The following is a 12,649-nucleotide window of genomic DNA, read 5'->3' as shown; positions in this document are numbered from 1 at the left end:
ATGACGAAGATGACCAAGAGACTTGCTTTCCTGCTTGCCGCCACCACGCTGTCGGCAACAGTCGCCGCGGCTTCGGACGACATCAGCGTGTCGCTGGTTCTCGGCCAGCGGAACAGCGGCTTCCATGAGGCCATCGCCTGCGGCGCCCGCGCCGCCGCTGAGGAGCTAGGCGTGAAGGTCAACATCCAGGCCGCCCCGACTTACTCAGCTTCCGAACAAATCCCCGTATTGAACTCCGTCATGGCGACGAGTCCTTCCGCCATCGTGCTCGATCCGACGAGCTCGACCGCACTGATCGCGCCGCTTATGGAGGCGGCGGCCAACGGTGCCAAGATCGTTGCCGTCGACACCACCCTTGATGACCCGTCTGTACTGGCTGCCGTGGTCGGCACCGACAATGAAAGTGTCGGCCGGGAAACCGCCAAGGCGCTGGCGAAAGCACTGGAAGGAAAGCCCGGCAAGGTGGCGCAGATCAACAGCATTCCCGGCATCTCCACCGTCGATGCCCGGATCAGGGGCTTCGAGGAAGAGATCAAAAATCATCCGAACCTTACCTACATCGGAAATCAGTTTGCCAGTGAAGACATACCGAAGGCGCAGCAGGCCTTCGTGTCGCTTATGAGCGCCCATCCCGACCTCATCGGCGTCGTATCACAGTCCAACAACCCGGCGATCGGCGTCGCCGGCGGCATTCGTTCAACCGACACCGCCGACAGCGTCGTCGCCGTCGCAGTGGATGCCGACGATGCCGAGATCGAGGCCCTGAACGAAGGTCTGCTCGACGCTCTCGTCATCCAGCAGCCCTTCGAGATGGGTTATATTGGCTTCAAGCAGGCCGTCGCTGCCGTCAAAGGCGAGCCCGTCGAGACGCCGATAGGCACCGGCACCGTAACCGCGACCAAGGCGAACATCGCCGAGCCGGACGTCGCCAAATACCTCTACAAGGGAAATTGCATCTGATCGAAAGTTCAGGCGACAGGCGGGGGCCGACAATCTCGCCCCCGTCTTATGCCTTTGGTGAGCCCGTGGTCCAGTCGGAGGCACAAAGGGCACTCCAGATCACGATGGTTTTGGCTCGGCTAAAGCGAAGACCATCGAACACACTCCTCCTCATCCTCTATGCGAGGAAGCGCTCCGGCCGATACGGCGCGATGTCGATCACGGGCTTCTCACCCGTCATCGCCTGTGCCAGCGCGCGGCCGGTGACCGGCCCTAGCGTCATGCCGTGATGCGCGTGGCCGAAGGCGAACCAGAGGCCTTCGTGTCGCGGAGCCTTGCCGATAACGGGCATCATGTCGGGCGTGCAGGGCCGCGCGCCCATCCACGGCTCCTCGTCGCGCCGCTCGGCGAGCGGGAAGAATTCGCGAGCGACCCGCTCTGCCCGCGTCAGCTGCACCGGCGTTTTCGGCGCATCGCGCAGTGCGAACTCGGCGCCGGTCGTCAGCCGGATACCGCGCAGCATCGGCGCCAGGAAATATCCCTTCTCGGCGTCGAGCACCCAGTTGTTGAGTTGAGCGCCCTCCCGGGCGCCGTAATGCATGTGGTAGCCGCGCTTCACGGCGAGCGGGAAATGGTAGCCGAGCTTTCGCGTCACCGTATCGGCCCACGGCCCGAGCGCGACGACGACCTCCCGCGCCTCCAACGGGCCGTCCGGTGTGGCGACACGCCAGCCCGCCCCTTCCAGAATGTGCTCCAGTGTCGCGGCATCGCCGGAAACGAGCCGGCCGCCGAGCGACTGGAAGTAGGCGAGATATGCCTTGTTCAGGCTGTGCGGATCGCGGATCGACCACGGATCCGTCCAGCGCAGGCCGCCGGCGAGTTCGACCTGGATGGATGGTTCGATCGTCTTCAGCTCGCTGGTCGAAAGCTTCTGGTGATTGACTCCGAACCCGGCGGAAAGCCGTTCTGCGTCCTTATAGGCCGCGTCCCGCTCCTTTTCGGTGCGGAAAACCTTCATCCAACCATCCTTGCGAATGAGGTCGCCGGCGCCGGACGCGTCGATCAGGTCCTGGTGTTCCGCAATCGAATGTTCGATAAGCGGTGCATAAAGATGGGCTATCTTCTGGTGCTGGGTGAAGCCCGAGTGCCACCAGTAGCGCGCGAGGAACGGCACGAGACTGGGCAGCGCACGGAAGTGATAGCTGGCGTCGATCGTGTTGTTCAGGGCGTAACGGAAAAGCGCTCCGAAATTGTGCGGGAAGCCGTAGGGGAAGACGCCCTCGCGCTGTATCAGGCCTGCATTGCCGAAGGACGTTTCCTCCCCGGCGCCGCGCCGATCCAGAAGCACCACCGACTTTCCAAGCCTAGCCAGATGGATCGCGCTGGAAATGCCGACAATGCCGGCACCGAGAACCACTACGTCCGTCTTCATGTGCAGATGCTCCTATCCGTCATGCCGCCGTGCCGCGTCACTTCACGACGACAACTTCCAGGGATTTCATGGGAGATGGTGTCCTGACATGCGCGGCGGATATTCGCATGAATAGCCAAGCGGACCCGACAGGGCAAGGGAACAGAGCGTCACGCCACAACTGGAAAGGGGTGGAGACGAGAGCTCCACCCCTTTTTCGATCGGCACCAATTTTGCGGGCGGCAGGCCCCGCCTGGAGGCTCACGTTCGGCGGATGAGACCCGCTACGAGCGAGATCACGAGGAATATGAGGAACAGGAAGAACAGGACTTGCGCAATTCCCGCCGAAGCGCCGGCAATTCCGCCGAAGCCGAGGACGCCGGCGATGATCGCGACGATCAGGAACACGAGAGCGTAATAGAGCATCTGCTATCTCCTTGTCTGCGTTATCGAAATCGAAACGCGTGTCGGCTCGCCTTTGTTCCCGGGCCGGCCGTGGCTGCGCGGTGCGAGGGTGTCTGCCCGGTTCAGAAAGCATTGATTAACCAAGAGAACCGCAAATAGAACGGAACTTATATTTCGCGTGCAAGCGAGAGGAACCTTCGAAAGCGCTTGGCGTTGTTCGGATTGAAAGAATCTCCAGGAAGACAATGAAGATACCATCGCGACATATCTGGAAGACCGTAAACGATGCGGGCCGTTATCAGGCCGATCTGCGTGATCGGAATCTCCATATCGGCAGGACGATGCGCGACCTTCAGCGGCACTCCGAGGAAAAGTACAACAAGCGGATCCAGGCGCTGCTCGAAACTCTGGAACGTGCCGAACGCCAGTCGCATAAATGACGACCGCTCCGTGTCCCTCCGGCAACAGGCATGCGCGCCGGCGTCATCGCGCGCGGAACAAAAGGCGCCAATCGGCGTTTTGGCGACAATAACAAGCGCCGCGGCGGCGGCATCCATGGGAGATGGGAATGCAAGCCTTGGCGGCGCCTGTTGTGACCACCCCTCCAGTGGGGACCGACGCTCAGATGAGCATCGCAGCGGCTCCAGCCATGCCTCGGTGCGCATTTCCAACGAAGACTATGCTCGGCATCTCCAGCAGTTCTGTGTCAACCCTGAATAGGAACGCGTCATGAAGAAGTTACTCGTCGTCGCAAGCCTGATCCTTCCCTTGGCTGCCTGCACGCAAACGGAACGAGGTGCGGCAATCGGCGCTGCCTCCGGCGGTATCATCGGCGGTGCCATATCCAATGATGTCAGGGGAGCTGCGGTAGGTGCCGCTGTCGGCGGTGTCGCCGGTGCCCTTATCGGTCGTGCGAACGAGCCCGGCTATTGCGTCTATCGCGACCGCTACGGCCGCCGCTACACGGCGCGCTGCTGATACGGATAGCTCTCCGAGCCGCGCTCCTGCCGGCGCGGCTCGTTTTGTCGGTGGCCGCCAGCGTGAAAGCTGCGGCGTCACTCACGCGGTCGTTCTTCGGCCTCATCCAGACGGTGCAGAAGGTCCAGAAAGTGCTGCGGCACGGGTTCGTTCTCCACCGCCTGGTAGAGCGCCTTCAGCTTCGAAGCGATTTGACCGTGAGGTTGCGTCGTCTCGGCGCGGTCGATCCCCGCTGGCACGGCGCCTTTCTTTGAGGACTTCTTCATCTTCCCGTTCCGTGCGGGCTGCAGTTCCGCGCCATTTCAGATCCGCGGTACCCTGATGCGGCGCTTTTCGTGCCTGTCGGAATAAGCTTCAGCCAATCCCATCCAAGGTCGCAGCAGCCGGTCGCCCAATTCATTTGCCGCGATCGTTTCTCAAGGCTTTCCATAAACCGGAATACGTGCTCAAAACATTTGAGGTATCCTGCTTGCGCCGTCGGCAAGATATGCACAATAGTTTAGGAAGGTCTAAATGCCACTTTCCACAAGGATTGCGCCCCACCTCCCCTATCTTCGGCGTTACGCCCGTGCCGTCACCGGCTCGCAGGCAGCCGGCGATGCCTATGTCTCTGCCGTGCTCGAAGCGCTGATCGACGATCTGGGGCTTTTCCCGGCCGCGTCGAACGATCGCATCGGTCTTTACAAGCTGTTCTGTTCCCTGTTCGGAAAACTCAAGATCGACCGAACTCAGCTCGCTTCGCCTTTCGCATGGGAGCAGAAGGCGGCTTCCAATCTCTCCCTCATCGCGCCGCCCCAGAGGCAGGCATTCCTTCTCGTCGCCCTTGAGGGTTTCTCGACCGGCGAGGCAGCGGAAATCATGGGGCTGGACCACGGCGCCTTCGGCAAGCTGCTGACCAGCGCCTCGGAGGAGATTTCGCGCCAGATCGCGACCGACGTGATGATCATCGAGGATGAGCCTCTCATCGCGTTGGACATCGAGGACATGGTAACGAGCCTCGGTCACCGGGTCACCGGCATCGCCCGCACGCGCCGCGAGGCGCTTGATCTCTATCACCAGACATCGCCGAAAATGGTGCTCGCGGATATCCAGCTGGCCGACGGCAGTTCGGGCATAGACGCGGTCAACGACATCCTGACGCAGGCGGCCGTACCGGTCATCTTCATCACCGCCTTTCCCGAACGGCTACTGACCGGCAAGAAACCCGAGCCGGCCTTTCTGGTGACCAAACCCTTCAACCCGGAAACCGTGAAGGCGCTGATCAGTCAGGCTCTTTTCTTCGACGAACATGCGCAGGCCGGAGCGAGCTAGAGCACTTCATGTTTCATGGAAACGCTGAAATGCTCCAACCCTTTGGTCCAACGCGCTTCCGGACGGAAAGCCGTTACACGCTTTTCCTGGAAGTGCTCTAAGGCCTGTTGAGATTCGGGCCACCCGCCGCCGCTTGTTTGGTTCCCTCATTCCTGTGCTCGTCACAGGGATGAGGTGAGGAGAGATTGCAGTCCTCCGAACATTTTCCTACAGCGCCGCGCGTCTTATGAGACGCGCGCATGAAGGATCAGCCCGGCAACTGGCGCTCCGGCTGCGGCAGCAGGGTCTGCTCGAATATGATCATCGCGATCAGCGAAAGCGGAAAGGCGAGGAGCGCCCCGACAGCACCCCACATCCACGTCCAGAAAATGATCGCGACGAAGACCAGGAACGGGTTGATATCGAAGCGTTGGCCGAGGATGGCGGGCACCAGCAGATTTTCCATGGCGAGGTGAACGGTGAAGAAGGCGACCGCCGGGGCGATGGCCACGATGAGCGCATCATGCGTCATCAGCCCGCCGACGAGCAAAGAGAGGGTCATGAAGGTGACCCCGAGATAGGGAATGAAACTCGAGACGAAGGCGAACAGCCCCCAAAGCGGGGGCATCGCCAATCCGCCGACCAGCGCAATGACCATGGTTATGAAGCCCAGCGCCAGATAGATCAGGCTGGCGGTCGAGAAATAATGCGTAAGCGCATCCTCCAGGGCGTTCATGATCCGGATCGCGCTCAGGCGACCTTCGCGGCTGGGAAAAGCGAGAATGATCGTGCTGCGCAACTGAACGCGCCCCAGCAGGAAGAGCACAAGGGCGGCCAGGAAGATCAGGGTCTGCACCAAAGCGGGCGTCAGGCTTGCCGCCGCGCCGCCGATCAGCGGTCCCGCATTCTTGACGATGACGTCGGCGAAAGCCTCTTCTCCGCTGCCGCGGGCAAGCGCTACGTTTATCCATTCGAAGCGCTGCAGATAGGGCAGTATCCGCTCCATGAGGCCTTCGACCAGCCGCGGCGCCTCGCGCGCGACCTCGGTGATCGGCCAGAGGATGGCATTGACCAGGTATGACAGGCCAAGCAGAAAGCAAAGTGCCAGCAAAAGGCCGCCGAACATGGGCGGCAGCCCGAACCGGGCCAGTTCATCGGCAGCACGGCCGAGAACGATGCCGATGACGACGGCGAGCGTGATCGGCAGGAGGATCGCTTCCATCGCATAGACGACTGTCGCGCAGGCGATCACGAACAGTCCAATGACGCTCCACGCGCCGGCGAGATCGATGCTGTCGCGTTTTCGGGCGACGATCGCCGATGCCTCGGCTAGCGCGATTTCCCTCTCCGCTTCGCGCTTTCGTCGACGCTCGGCCGTCGTCCGCCCGACTATGTCCATCGGCACCTACCTCTCAAACGCTCATGCGGCGAACAGCTCGTTCGCGAATGCGGGACGGAGGTGGCGCACTCCACCGCGGATGCCCCCGCGAAGCCTTGCTCAATGTCGCTCAAGCGGGACAGGTGAAGCGTGGCGGAAAGCAGGCCAGGCCCACCGATGATGATCAGCAATGTATAGGCCACGCCCTTCGGCGTGCGCGGGAAGAGATCCATGCCGAATACCGGCACGTCACGACGGGTCGTGGCACCCGGTAGAGCATGTCTCATCCTCCTTGCGGAACGCACCCATAAACGCCGCAACTGCGGAAATCGTTCCTGCGCGACAAGCGTGTAAGGACGGCAGCAAAACGCCGCCGGCCCAGGGGCCGACGGCGGGGAAAGTGGAGCGTATGTCTGCTTGCGTGAAACGGCTTAGAGAGCTGCCGTCACGATGACTTCCACGAGATATTCCGGGGTTGCGAGTTTCGCTTCGCCGGTCGCGCGCGCCGGCGCGTCCCCCTGAGGCACCCAGGCGTCCCAGACCGAGTTCATCTTGGCGAAGTCCGCCATGTCGGCGAGCCAGACGGTCGTGGAAAGAATGCGCGTCTTGTCCGTGCCTGCGAGCGCCAGCAGACGATCGACCTCCGCCAGTGCCTGCTTCGTCTGGGTGACGACGTCGTCGCCGGCATTGCCGACCTGGCCGGCGAGATAGACCGTGTTGTTGTAGACCACGGCCTGGCTCATCCTCGAGCCGCTTTCGAAACGCTTGATTTCCATAATCCTCATCCTGGTGTTGGGCCGAACAACGGTCTGCCGGCATTTGGGTGATACGTATTTCCGCTCAGGCGGCATTCTTCCGGGCGAGCCGGGCCTTGATGCTGGCGACATCCGCCCGCGGCGTCGCCGCGAACAACGTCTTCGTATAATCGTGCTGCGGGTCGGAGAATACCGCGTCCCGGCTGCCATACTCGACCGCTTCGCCGTAATACATCACCATTACGTCATCGGCGATGTAGCGCACCACCGACAGATCGTGACTGATGAAGACATAGGTGAGCTTGAATTCGTCCTGCAGATCGGCGAGCAGGTTCAGAACCTGCGCCTGTACGGAGAGGTCGAGCGCCGAAACCGGCTCATCCAGAACCAGAAGCTTGGGATTGAGCATCAGCGCACGGGCAATCGCGATGCGCTGCCGCTGGCCGCCGGAGAACATGTGCGGATAGCGATTGTAGTGCTTCTCCTCGAGGCCGACCTTCTTCAACATCGCCATTGCCCGCTCTCGGCGTTCGCCTGCCGGAACCTTGGTGTTGATGATGAGCGGTTCCGCGAGAATATCGCCGATCTTCTGGCGAGGATTGAGGGAGCCGTAAGGGTTCTGAAAGACGATCTGAACCTTGCGGCGCATCTCCGCCGTCAGCCCCTCGCGCGCGATGTCGACCGTCTTGCCGTCGATCGACAGCTCGCCCGCCGTCGCCGGGTCGATGAGCGTGATGATGCGTCCGAGCGTAGACTTGCCGCAGCCGCTTTCGCCCACGATCGCGAGCGTCTTGCCCTCGTCGACCGTGAAGCTTACGCCCTTCAGCGCATGAACGGTGCGCGCCGCACGGAACAGGTTTCCGGGAATATGATAGTCGCGCACCAGGTTGCGGGCTTCGAGAACATGGGTCATCGAGCAGCTCCCTCGAGCATCTGTTGCTCATTGAAAAGTTCGGAAATCGTCGGCAACCGGTCTCCCGTCGCATTCTCCGGCAAGGCCGAGAGAAGCGCGCGGGTATAATTGCTCTTCGGCGACTCGAACAGCGAAAGGACATCCGCCTCTTCGATCTTCCGGCCCTTGTACTGCACGATGACGCGATCCGCCGTCTCCGCTACGACGCCCATGTTATGGGTGATCATGATGAGGCCCATGCGGTATTCCTGCTGCAGCTTCATCAGGAGATCGAGGATCTGCTTCTGGATCGTCACGTCCAGTGCGGTCGTCGGCTCGTCCGCGATGAGCAGTTTCGGGTTGCAGGCAAGCGCGATGGCGATCATCACGCGCTGGCACTGCCCGCCCGACATCTGGTGCGGAAAGTGCCCGAGGCGCTCGGCGGGGTCGGGAATGCCGACCGCATCGAACAGCTCGATCGCGCGCTTGCGCCGCGCTGCCCGGTCGAGACCCATATGTATGCGCAGCACTTCCTCGATCTGGAAACCGACCGTGAAGCACGGATTGAGGCTGGCGATGGGCTCCTGAAAGATCATCGCAATGTCCTTGCCGACGATCTTGCGACGGTCGGAGGCCGGCATCTTCAAAAGATCCCGTCCGTTGAAGGCGAGCTTGTCCGCGGTCACCTTGGCGGTCCAGGGCAGAAGCCCCATGGCGGCAAGCATGGACACGGATTTGCCGGAGCCCGATTCCCCGACGATCGCCAGGACCTCGCCCTCATGCACCTTGAGCGAGACGCCGTCGACGGCTCGGAACGGCCCGGACGCCGTCTGGAATTCGACGACGAGGTTTTCGATTTCGAGAAGCGCCATGTCAGGACCTCTTCAGCTTGGGGTCGAGCGCGTCGCGCAGGCCGTCGCCCATCAGATTGATTGCCAGAACGGTCACGAGGATAGCGAGGCCGGGAAGCGTCACGACCCACCAGGCACGGAGGATGAATTCGCGTGCTTCCGCCAGCATCGTTCCCCATTCCGGCGTCGGCGGCTGCGCACCCATACCCAGGAAGCCGAGTGCCGCCGCATCGAGGATCGCACTCGAAAACGAGAGCGTCGCCTGGACGATGAGCGGGGCCATGCAGTTCGGCAGGATGGTCTTGAACATCAGCCTCGCATGTCCGGCTCCGGCGACCTTCGCCGCCACGACGTAGTCGCGCGTTTTCTCCGTCATCACCGCCGCCCGCGTCAGGCGGACGAAATGCGGCTGGAAAACCAGCGCGATCGCGATCATCGCATTGGTGAGGCCCGGCCCCAGCACCGCAACCAGGACGAGCGCCAGCAGGAGCGACGGGAAGGCCAGGATGATGTCCATGATCCGCATGATGACCGTGTCGATCCACCCGCGGAAATAGCCGGCGATGACGCCGACGAGGATTCCGCCCGTCAGGGACAGAACCGTCACGATGACGCCCACGAAGAGCGAGAAACGTGTGCCGTAGATGAGACGGGAGAGCATATCGCGGCCCACGGCGTCGGTCCCGAGCAGGAAAGTCGCGCGGCCGCCTTCCTGCCAGACGGGCGGGAGCAGCACCGCCTCGCGGAACTGGATGGTCGGGTTATGGGGTGCCACCAGCGGAGCGAAGATGGCGAGCAGCACCAGGAACAGGAAGAAGAACAGGCCGATAACGGCGCCGCGGTTCTCCGAGAAATAGTACCAGAATTCGGCGAGACGCGCCCGGCGCGTCGGATCGGTCGATATGGCGGTTGTCGCGGTAACTTCGGTCATATCGCTCTCCTCAGTGCCGGATGCGGGGGTTGATCAGGCCGTAGAGCAGATCAACGGCGAGGTTCACCAGCATGATGACCGCGGCTATGATCAGAAGCCCGCCCTGTATGACGGCATAGTCGCGCCGGAAGACCGAATCGACCATCCACTTGCCGATCCCCGGCCAGGAGAAGATCGTCTCCGTCAGGATCGCGCCCGCCAGCATCACACCGACCTGCAGGCCGATGGTGGTGACGACAGGGATCATCGCATTGCGGAGCGCATGAATGCCGACCACACGGAAGGTGGAGAGCCCCTTGGCACGTGCCGTGCGCACATAGTCCTCGGAAAGCACTTCAAGCATTGCAGAGCGGGTCTGGCGCGCAATGACGGCGAGCGGAATGGTGCCGAGAACGATCGTCGGCAGGATGAGGTGATTGAAGGCCGACTGGAACGCCCCTTCCTGGCCGGACAATAGCGAGTCGATCAGCATGAAGCCGGTGACCGACGGGAAGAAGAACATCAACGAGATACGCCCGGACACCGGCGTCCACTGCAGAATGCCGGAGACCACGATGATCAGCAGCAGGCCCCACCAGAAGATCGGCATCGAGAAGCCGATGAGCGCGGTGCCCATGATGATCTGGTCGAAGATGGATCCGCGCTTGACTGCCGCGACGACACCAGCGGGGATGCCGACGACCACCGCGAAGATGATGGCGCAAAGCGACAGCTCGACGGTCGCCGGGAAGAGCTCCATGAACTGATCGATCACCGGCTTCTTGGTGACGATCGACGTTCCGAAGTCGCCCTGCAGAACGCCCCAGAGATAATCCAGGTACTGCATGACGATGGGGCGGTCGAAGCCCAGTTGGTGGGAGATCTCGGCGTGCCGCTCCGGCGACATCACCCGTTCGCCGGAAAGCAGCGCCACGGGATCGCCGGGAAGCAGGCGGATGAAGGAAAAGGCGATGATGGAAACCCCGACGAAAGTCGGGATCAGCACTGCCAAACGCCCCAGAAGGAATCGGAACATAGTCAAACCTCATGCCAACCGTGCCCGCATGAGTGGCGGCACTGGCAAAAAGGAAGAGGGGCGCTCGCCAGCGGCAAACGCCCCCTTCGGATCTGTCGATAAGATTACTCTACAATATCAACGCCGTCGAAAGCAAAGTCGCCGAGCGGGCTCTGCACGAAGCCTTCGACATTCTTGCGCATCGGGACGATGGAGAGCGAGTGGTCGAGCGTTGCCCAGGGAGCTTCGCGCTTGAAGATGACCTGCGCTTCCTCGTAGAGCTTGGTGCGCTCTGTGACGTCGGAGGCTTCCTTCGCCTTCGTGACGAGGTCGTCGAACTCCTTGTTGCACCACTGCGCGCGGTTGTTGCCGCCGACGGCATCGCAACCGAGCAGAGTGTCGAGGAAGTTGTCCGGGTCGCCATTGTCGCCCGTCCAGCCGAGGATGACCGCACCGTCGCGGTCCTTCGCCTTGGACTTCTCGAGATATTCCGCCCATTCGTAGGAGACGATTTCGACCTTGACGCCGACCTTTGCAAAGTCCGCCTGCATCAGTTCGGCGGCGCGACGGGCGTTCAGCATGTAGGGACGCGCGACCGGCATCGCCCAGACCTTCATCGAAAGGTCCTTGACGCCGGCATCCTCGAGCATCTTCTTGGCCGCTTCCGGATCGTAGGTGTCGTCTTCGATCTGTTCGTTATAGGACCACATGGTCGGCGGAATCGGGTTAACCGCCGGCTGCGCCTGTCCCTGGAAGACGGCGTCGACGATCGCCTGCTTGTTGATCGCCTTGTTCAGGGCCTTGCGCACTTCGACCTTGTCGAAAGGCGCCTGCGTCGTGTTGTAGGCGAGATAGGCGACGTTGAGGCCGGCCTGCTCCATCACCTTCAGGTTCGGATCGGCCTTCATGGCTTCCACATCGGCCGCGTTCGGATAGGGCATCAGGTGGCATTCGCCGGCCTGCAGCTTCTGAAAGCGAACGGCCGCATCCGTGGTGATCGCGAAGACCAGATCATCGATCTTCTGTTTTCCGCCCCAGAAGTCCGGATGAGCCTTGTAGCGGATGACCGCGTCCTGCTGGTAGCCGACAAAGGCGAAAGGACCGGTGCCGAGCGGCATCTGGTTGAGCTGGTTCATCTTGTCTTCGGCCTGCAGCTTGTCGGCATATTCCTTCGACATGATCGACGCGAAGGGCATGGCAAGATTGGCGAGGAACGGCGCTTCCTTGCGCTTCAGCTTGATCTTGACCGTCATGTCGTCGACCTTCTCGACCGACTCGAGCAGTTCCGGCAGGCCCATGCCGGCGAAATATTCCCAGGAACCGCCGGTTACGTAGCCGTGCCACGGATGGTCGGACTTCCACTGGCGCTCGATCGAGAAGATCACATCGTCGGCATTCAGTTCGCGGGTGGGGGTGAAGAACTCGGTCGTCTGGAACTTGACGCCGGGACGCAGCTTGAAAGTATATTCAAGGCCGTCGTCGGAAATCGTCCAACTTTCGGCGAGCCCGGGCTCGGTCTCCGTCGTGCCCTTCTTGAACTCGAGAAGACGGCTGTAAACGGTATGCGCGGCGGCGTCGAAGGTCGTGCCGGCCGTATAGAGGCCGGGATCAAAGCCCTCCGGCGACCCTTCCGAGCAGAAGACGAACGTTTTCGACCAGGCGGTGCCGGCCATCAGCGTGGCAATCGCCGTCGCTGCCAAGAGAGTAGTGAGCTTTTTCATGAGCTTGCTTCCCAGATTTGTTTTTGTTCTCGCAATTTATCTGACACGGCATGACGTTTACACCCGGTCAAGGGCGGATGGAACGACATTTGGCGTCGCAATGC

At 61.6% G+C, this 12,649-nt stretch carries 14 protein-coding genes; 3 read left to right on the top strand and 11 right to left on the bottom strand.

All coding sequences use genetic code 11. The features are described from left to right. Positions 1–960 (top strand): substrate-binding domain-containing protein, encoded by a 960-nt coding sequence (locus tag BHD07_RS05465; RefSeq protein WP_338278293.1) that lies wholly within the window; start codon positions 1–3, stop codon positions 958–960. A 157-nt stretch (positions 961–1,117) separates the two neighbouring features. Here the strand turns inward: BHD07_RS05465 and BHD07_RS05460 are convergent, their stop codons facing one another. The 3 genes from BHD07_RS05460 to BHD07_RS05450 form a co-directional block, all read right to left on the bottom strand. After that, positions 1,118–2,371 (bottom strand): NAD(P)/FAD-dependent oxidoreductase, encoded by a 1,254-nt coding sequence (locus BHD07_RS05460; protein ID WP_100669483.1) that lies wholly within the window; start codon positions 2,369–2,371, stop codon positions 1,118–1,120. A 240-nt stretch (positions 2,372–2,611) separates the two neighbouring features. Then, positions 2,612–2,776: a DUF1328 domain-containing protein gene (locus BHD07_RS05455; RefSeq protein ID WP_003527150.1), complete on the bottom strand. Its 165-nt coding sequence runs from the start codon at positions 2,774–2,776 to the stop codon at positions 2,612–2,614. Positions 2,777–2,922: 146 nt separating this feature from the next. Continuing rightward, a complete protein-coding gene (locus tag BHD07_RS05450) occupies positions 2,923–3,312 on the bottom strand; it encodes a hypothetical protein (RefSeq protein ID WP_234819184.1) in 390 nt (129 codons plus the stop codon). Positions 3,313–3,484: 172 nt separating this feature from the next. On the opposite strand from BHD07_RS05450, the gene BHD07_RS05445 reads away from it, so the two are divergent. Next, on the top strand, positions 3,485–3,733 hold the full coding sequence (locus BHD07_RS05445; RefSeq protein WP_003527142.1) for a YMGG-like glycine zipper-containing protein: 249 nt from the start codon (positions 3,485–3,487) through the stop codon (positions 3,731–3,733). Positions 3,734–3,810: 77 nt separating this feature from the next. Here BHD07_RS05445 and BHD07_RS05440 read toward each other — a convergent pair whose 3' ends face one another. Beyond that, the gene (locus BHD07_RS05440; protein ID WP_018094289.1) at positions 3,811–3,999 is read right to left on the bottom strand and encodes a NepR family anti-sigma factor; all 189 of its coding nucleotides are present in this window, start codon (positions 3,997–3,999) and stop codon (positions 3,811–3,813) included. Positions 4,000–4,246: 247 nt separating this feature from the next. Here BHD07_RS05440 and rsiB2 point away from each other — a divergent pair, with 247 nt between their 5' ends. After that, positions 4,247–5,044: a PhyR-type response regulator RsiB2 gene (gene rsiB2 / locus BHD07_RS05435; RefSeq protein ID WP_018094288.1), complete on the top strand. Its 798-nt coding sequence runs from the start codon at positions 4,247–4,249 to the stop codon at positions 5,042–5,044. A 247-nt stretch (positions 5,045–5,291) separates the two neighbouring features. Here rsiB2 and BHD07_RS05430 read toward each other — a convergent pair whose 3' ends face one another. The 7 genes from BHD07_RS05430 to BHD07_RS05400 form a co-directional block, all read right to left on the bottom strand. Beyond that, positions 5,292–6,422: an AI-2E family transporter gene (locus BHD07_RS05430; protein ID WP_338278284.1), complete on the bottom strand. Its 1,131-nt coding sequence runs from the start codon at positions 6,420–6,422 to the stop codon at positions 5,292–5,294. Between the two features lie 410 nt (positions 6,423–6,832). Further along, a complete protein-coding gene (locus BHD07_RS05425) occupies positions 6,833–7,177 on the bottom strand; it encodes a RidA family protein (RefSeq protein WP_338278282.1) in 345 nt (114 codons plus the stop codon). 64 nt (positions 7,178–7,241) lie between these two features. Beyond that, a complete protein-coding gene (locus tag BHD07_RS05420) occupies positions 7,242–8,069 on the bottom strand; it encodes a dipeptide ABC transporter ATP-binding protein (RefSeq protein WP_018094285.1) in 828 nt (275 codons plus the stop codon). Beyond that, entirely contained in the window at positions 8,066–8,920 is an 855-nt protein-coding gene (locus BHD07_RS05415) for an ABC transporter ATP-binding protein (RefSeq protein ID WP_018094284.1), read from the bottom strand. The genes BHD07_RS05420 and BHD07_RS05415 overlap by 4 nt, the downstream gene beginning before the upstream one ends. Before the next feature lies 1 nt (position 8,921). Then, on the bottom strand, positions 8,922–9,830 hold the full coding sequence (locus BHD07_RS05410; protein WP_018094283.1) for an ABC transporter permease subunit: 909 nt from the start codon (positions 9,828–9,830) through the stop codon (positions 8,922–8,924). A 10-nt stretch (positions 9,831–9,840) separates the two neighbouring features. Next, the gene (locus BHD07_RS05405) at positions 9,841–10,845 is read right to left on the bottom strand and encodes an ABC transporter permease subunit (protein WP_338278279.1); all 1,005 of its coding nucleotides are present in this window, start codon (positions 10,843–10,845) and stop codon (positions 9,841–9,843) included. A 104-nt stretch (positions 10,846–10,949) separates the two neighbouring features. After that, entirely contained in the window at positions 10,950–12,545 is a 1,596-nt protein-coding gene (locus BHD07_RS05400) for an ABC transporter substrate-binding protein (RefSeq protein ID WP_338278277.1), read from the bottom strand. Between the last annotated feature and the right edge of the window lie 104 nt (positions 12,546–12,649).

The organism is Sinorhizobium sp. KGO-5, assembly GCF_036245905.1.
GTDB lineage: Bacteria > Pseudomonadota > Alphaproteobacteria > Rhizobiales > Rhizobiaceae > Sinorhizobium > Sinorhizobium meliloti_A.
This window is presented reverse-complemented; position numbering and strand designations above follow the sequence as displayed.

Coding starts and splice junctions, on each gene's coding strand:
- BHD07_RS05410 (WP_018094283.1), bottom strand. CDS start 9,830: ATGACCGAAGTTACCGCGACAACCGCCATATCGACCGATCCGACGCGC.
- rsiB2 (WP_018094288.1), top strand. CDS start 4,247: ATGCCACTTTCCACAAGGATTGCGCCCCACCTCCCCTATCTTCGGCGT.
- BHD07_RS05425 (WP_338278282.1), bottom strand. CDS start 7,177: ATGGAAATCAAGCGTTTCGAAAGCGGCTCGAGGATGAGCCAGGCCGTG.
- BHD07_RS05445 (WP_003527142.1), top strand. CDS start 3,485: ATGAAGAAGTTACTCGTCGTCGCAAGCCTGATCCTTCCCTTGGCTGCC.
- BHD07_RS05420 (WP_018094285.1), bottom strand. CDS start 8,069: ATGACCCATGTTCTCGAAGCCCGCAACCTGGTGCGCGACTATCATATT.
- BHD07_RS05430 (WP_338278284.1), bottom strand. CDS start 6,422: ATGGACATAGTCGGGCGGACGACGGCCGAGCGTCGACGAAAGCGCGAA.
- BHD07_RS05400 (WP_338278277.1), bottom strand. CDS start 12,545: ATGAAAAAGCTCACTACTCTCTTGGCAGCGACGGCGATTGCCACGCTG.
- BHD07_RS05440 (WP_018094289.1), bottom strand. CDS start 3,999: ATGAAGAAGTCCTCAAAGAAAGGCGCCGTGCCAGCGGGGATCGACCGC.
- BHD07_RS05450 (WP_234819184.1), bottom strand. CDS start 3,312: ATGGATGCCGCCGCCGCGGCGCTTGTTATTGTCGCCAAAACGCCGATT.
- BHD07_RS05460 (WP_100669483.1), bottom strand. CDS start 2,371: ATGAAGACGGACGTAGTGGTTCTCGGTGCCGGCATTGTCGGCATTTCC.
- BHD07_RS05465 (WP_338278293.1), top strand. CDS start 1: ATGACGAAGATGACCAAGAGACTTGCTTTCCTGCTTGCCGCCACCACG.
- BHD07_RS05415 (WP_018094284.1), bottom strand. CDS start 8,920: ATGGCGCTTCTCGAAATCGAAAACCTCGTCGTCGAATTCCAGACGGCG.
- BHD07_RS05405 (WP_338278279.1), bottom strand. CDS start 10,845: ATGTTCCGATTCCTTCTGGGGCGTTTGGCAGTGCTGATCCCGACTTTC.
- BHD07_RS05455 (WP_003527150.1), bottom strand. CDS start 2,776: ATGCTCTATTACGCTCTCGTGTTCCTGATCGTCGCGATCATCGCCGGC.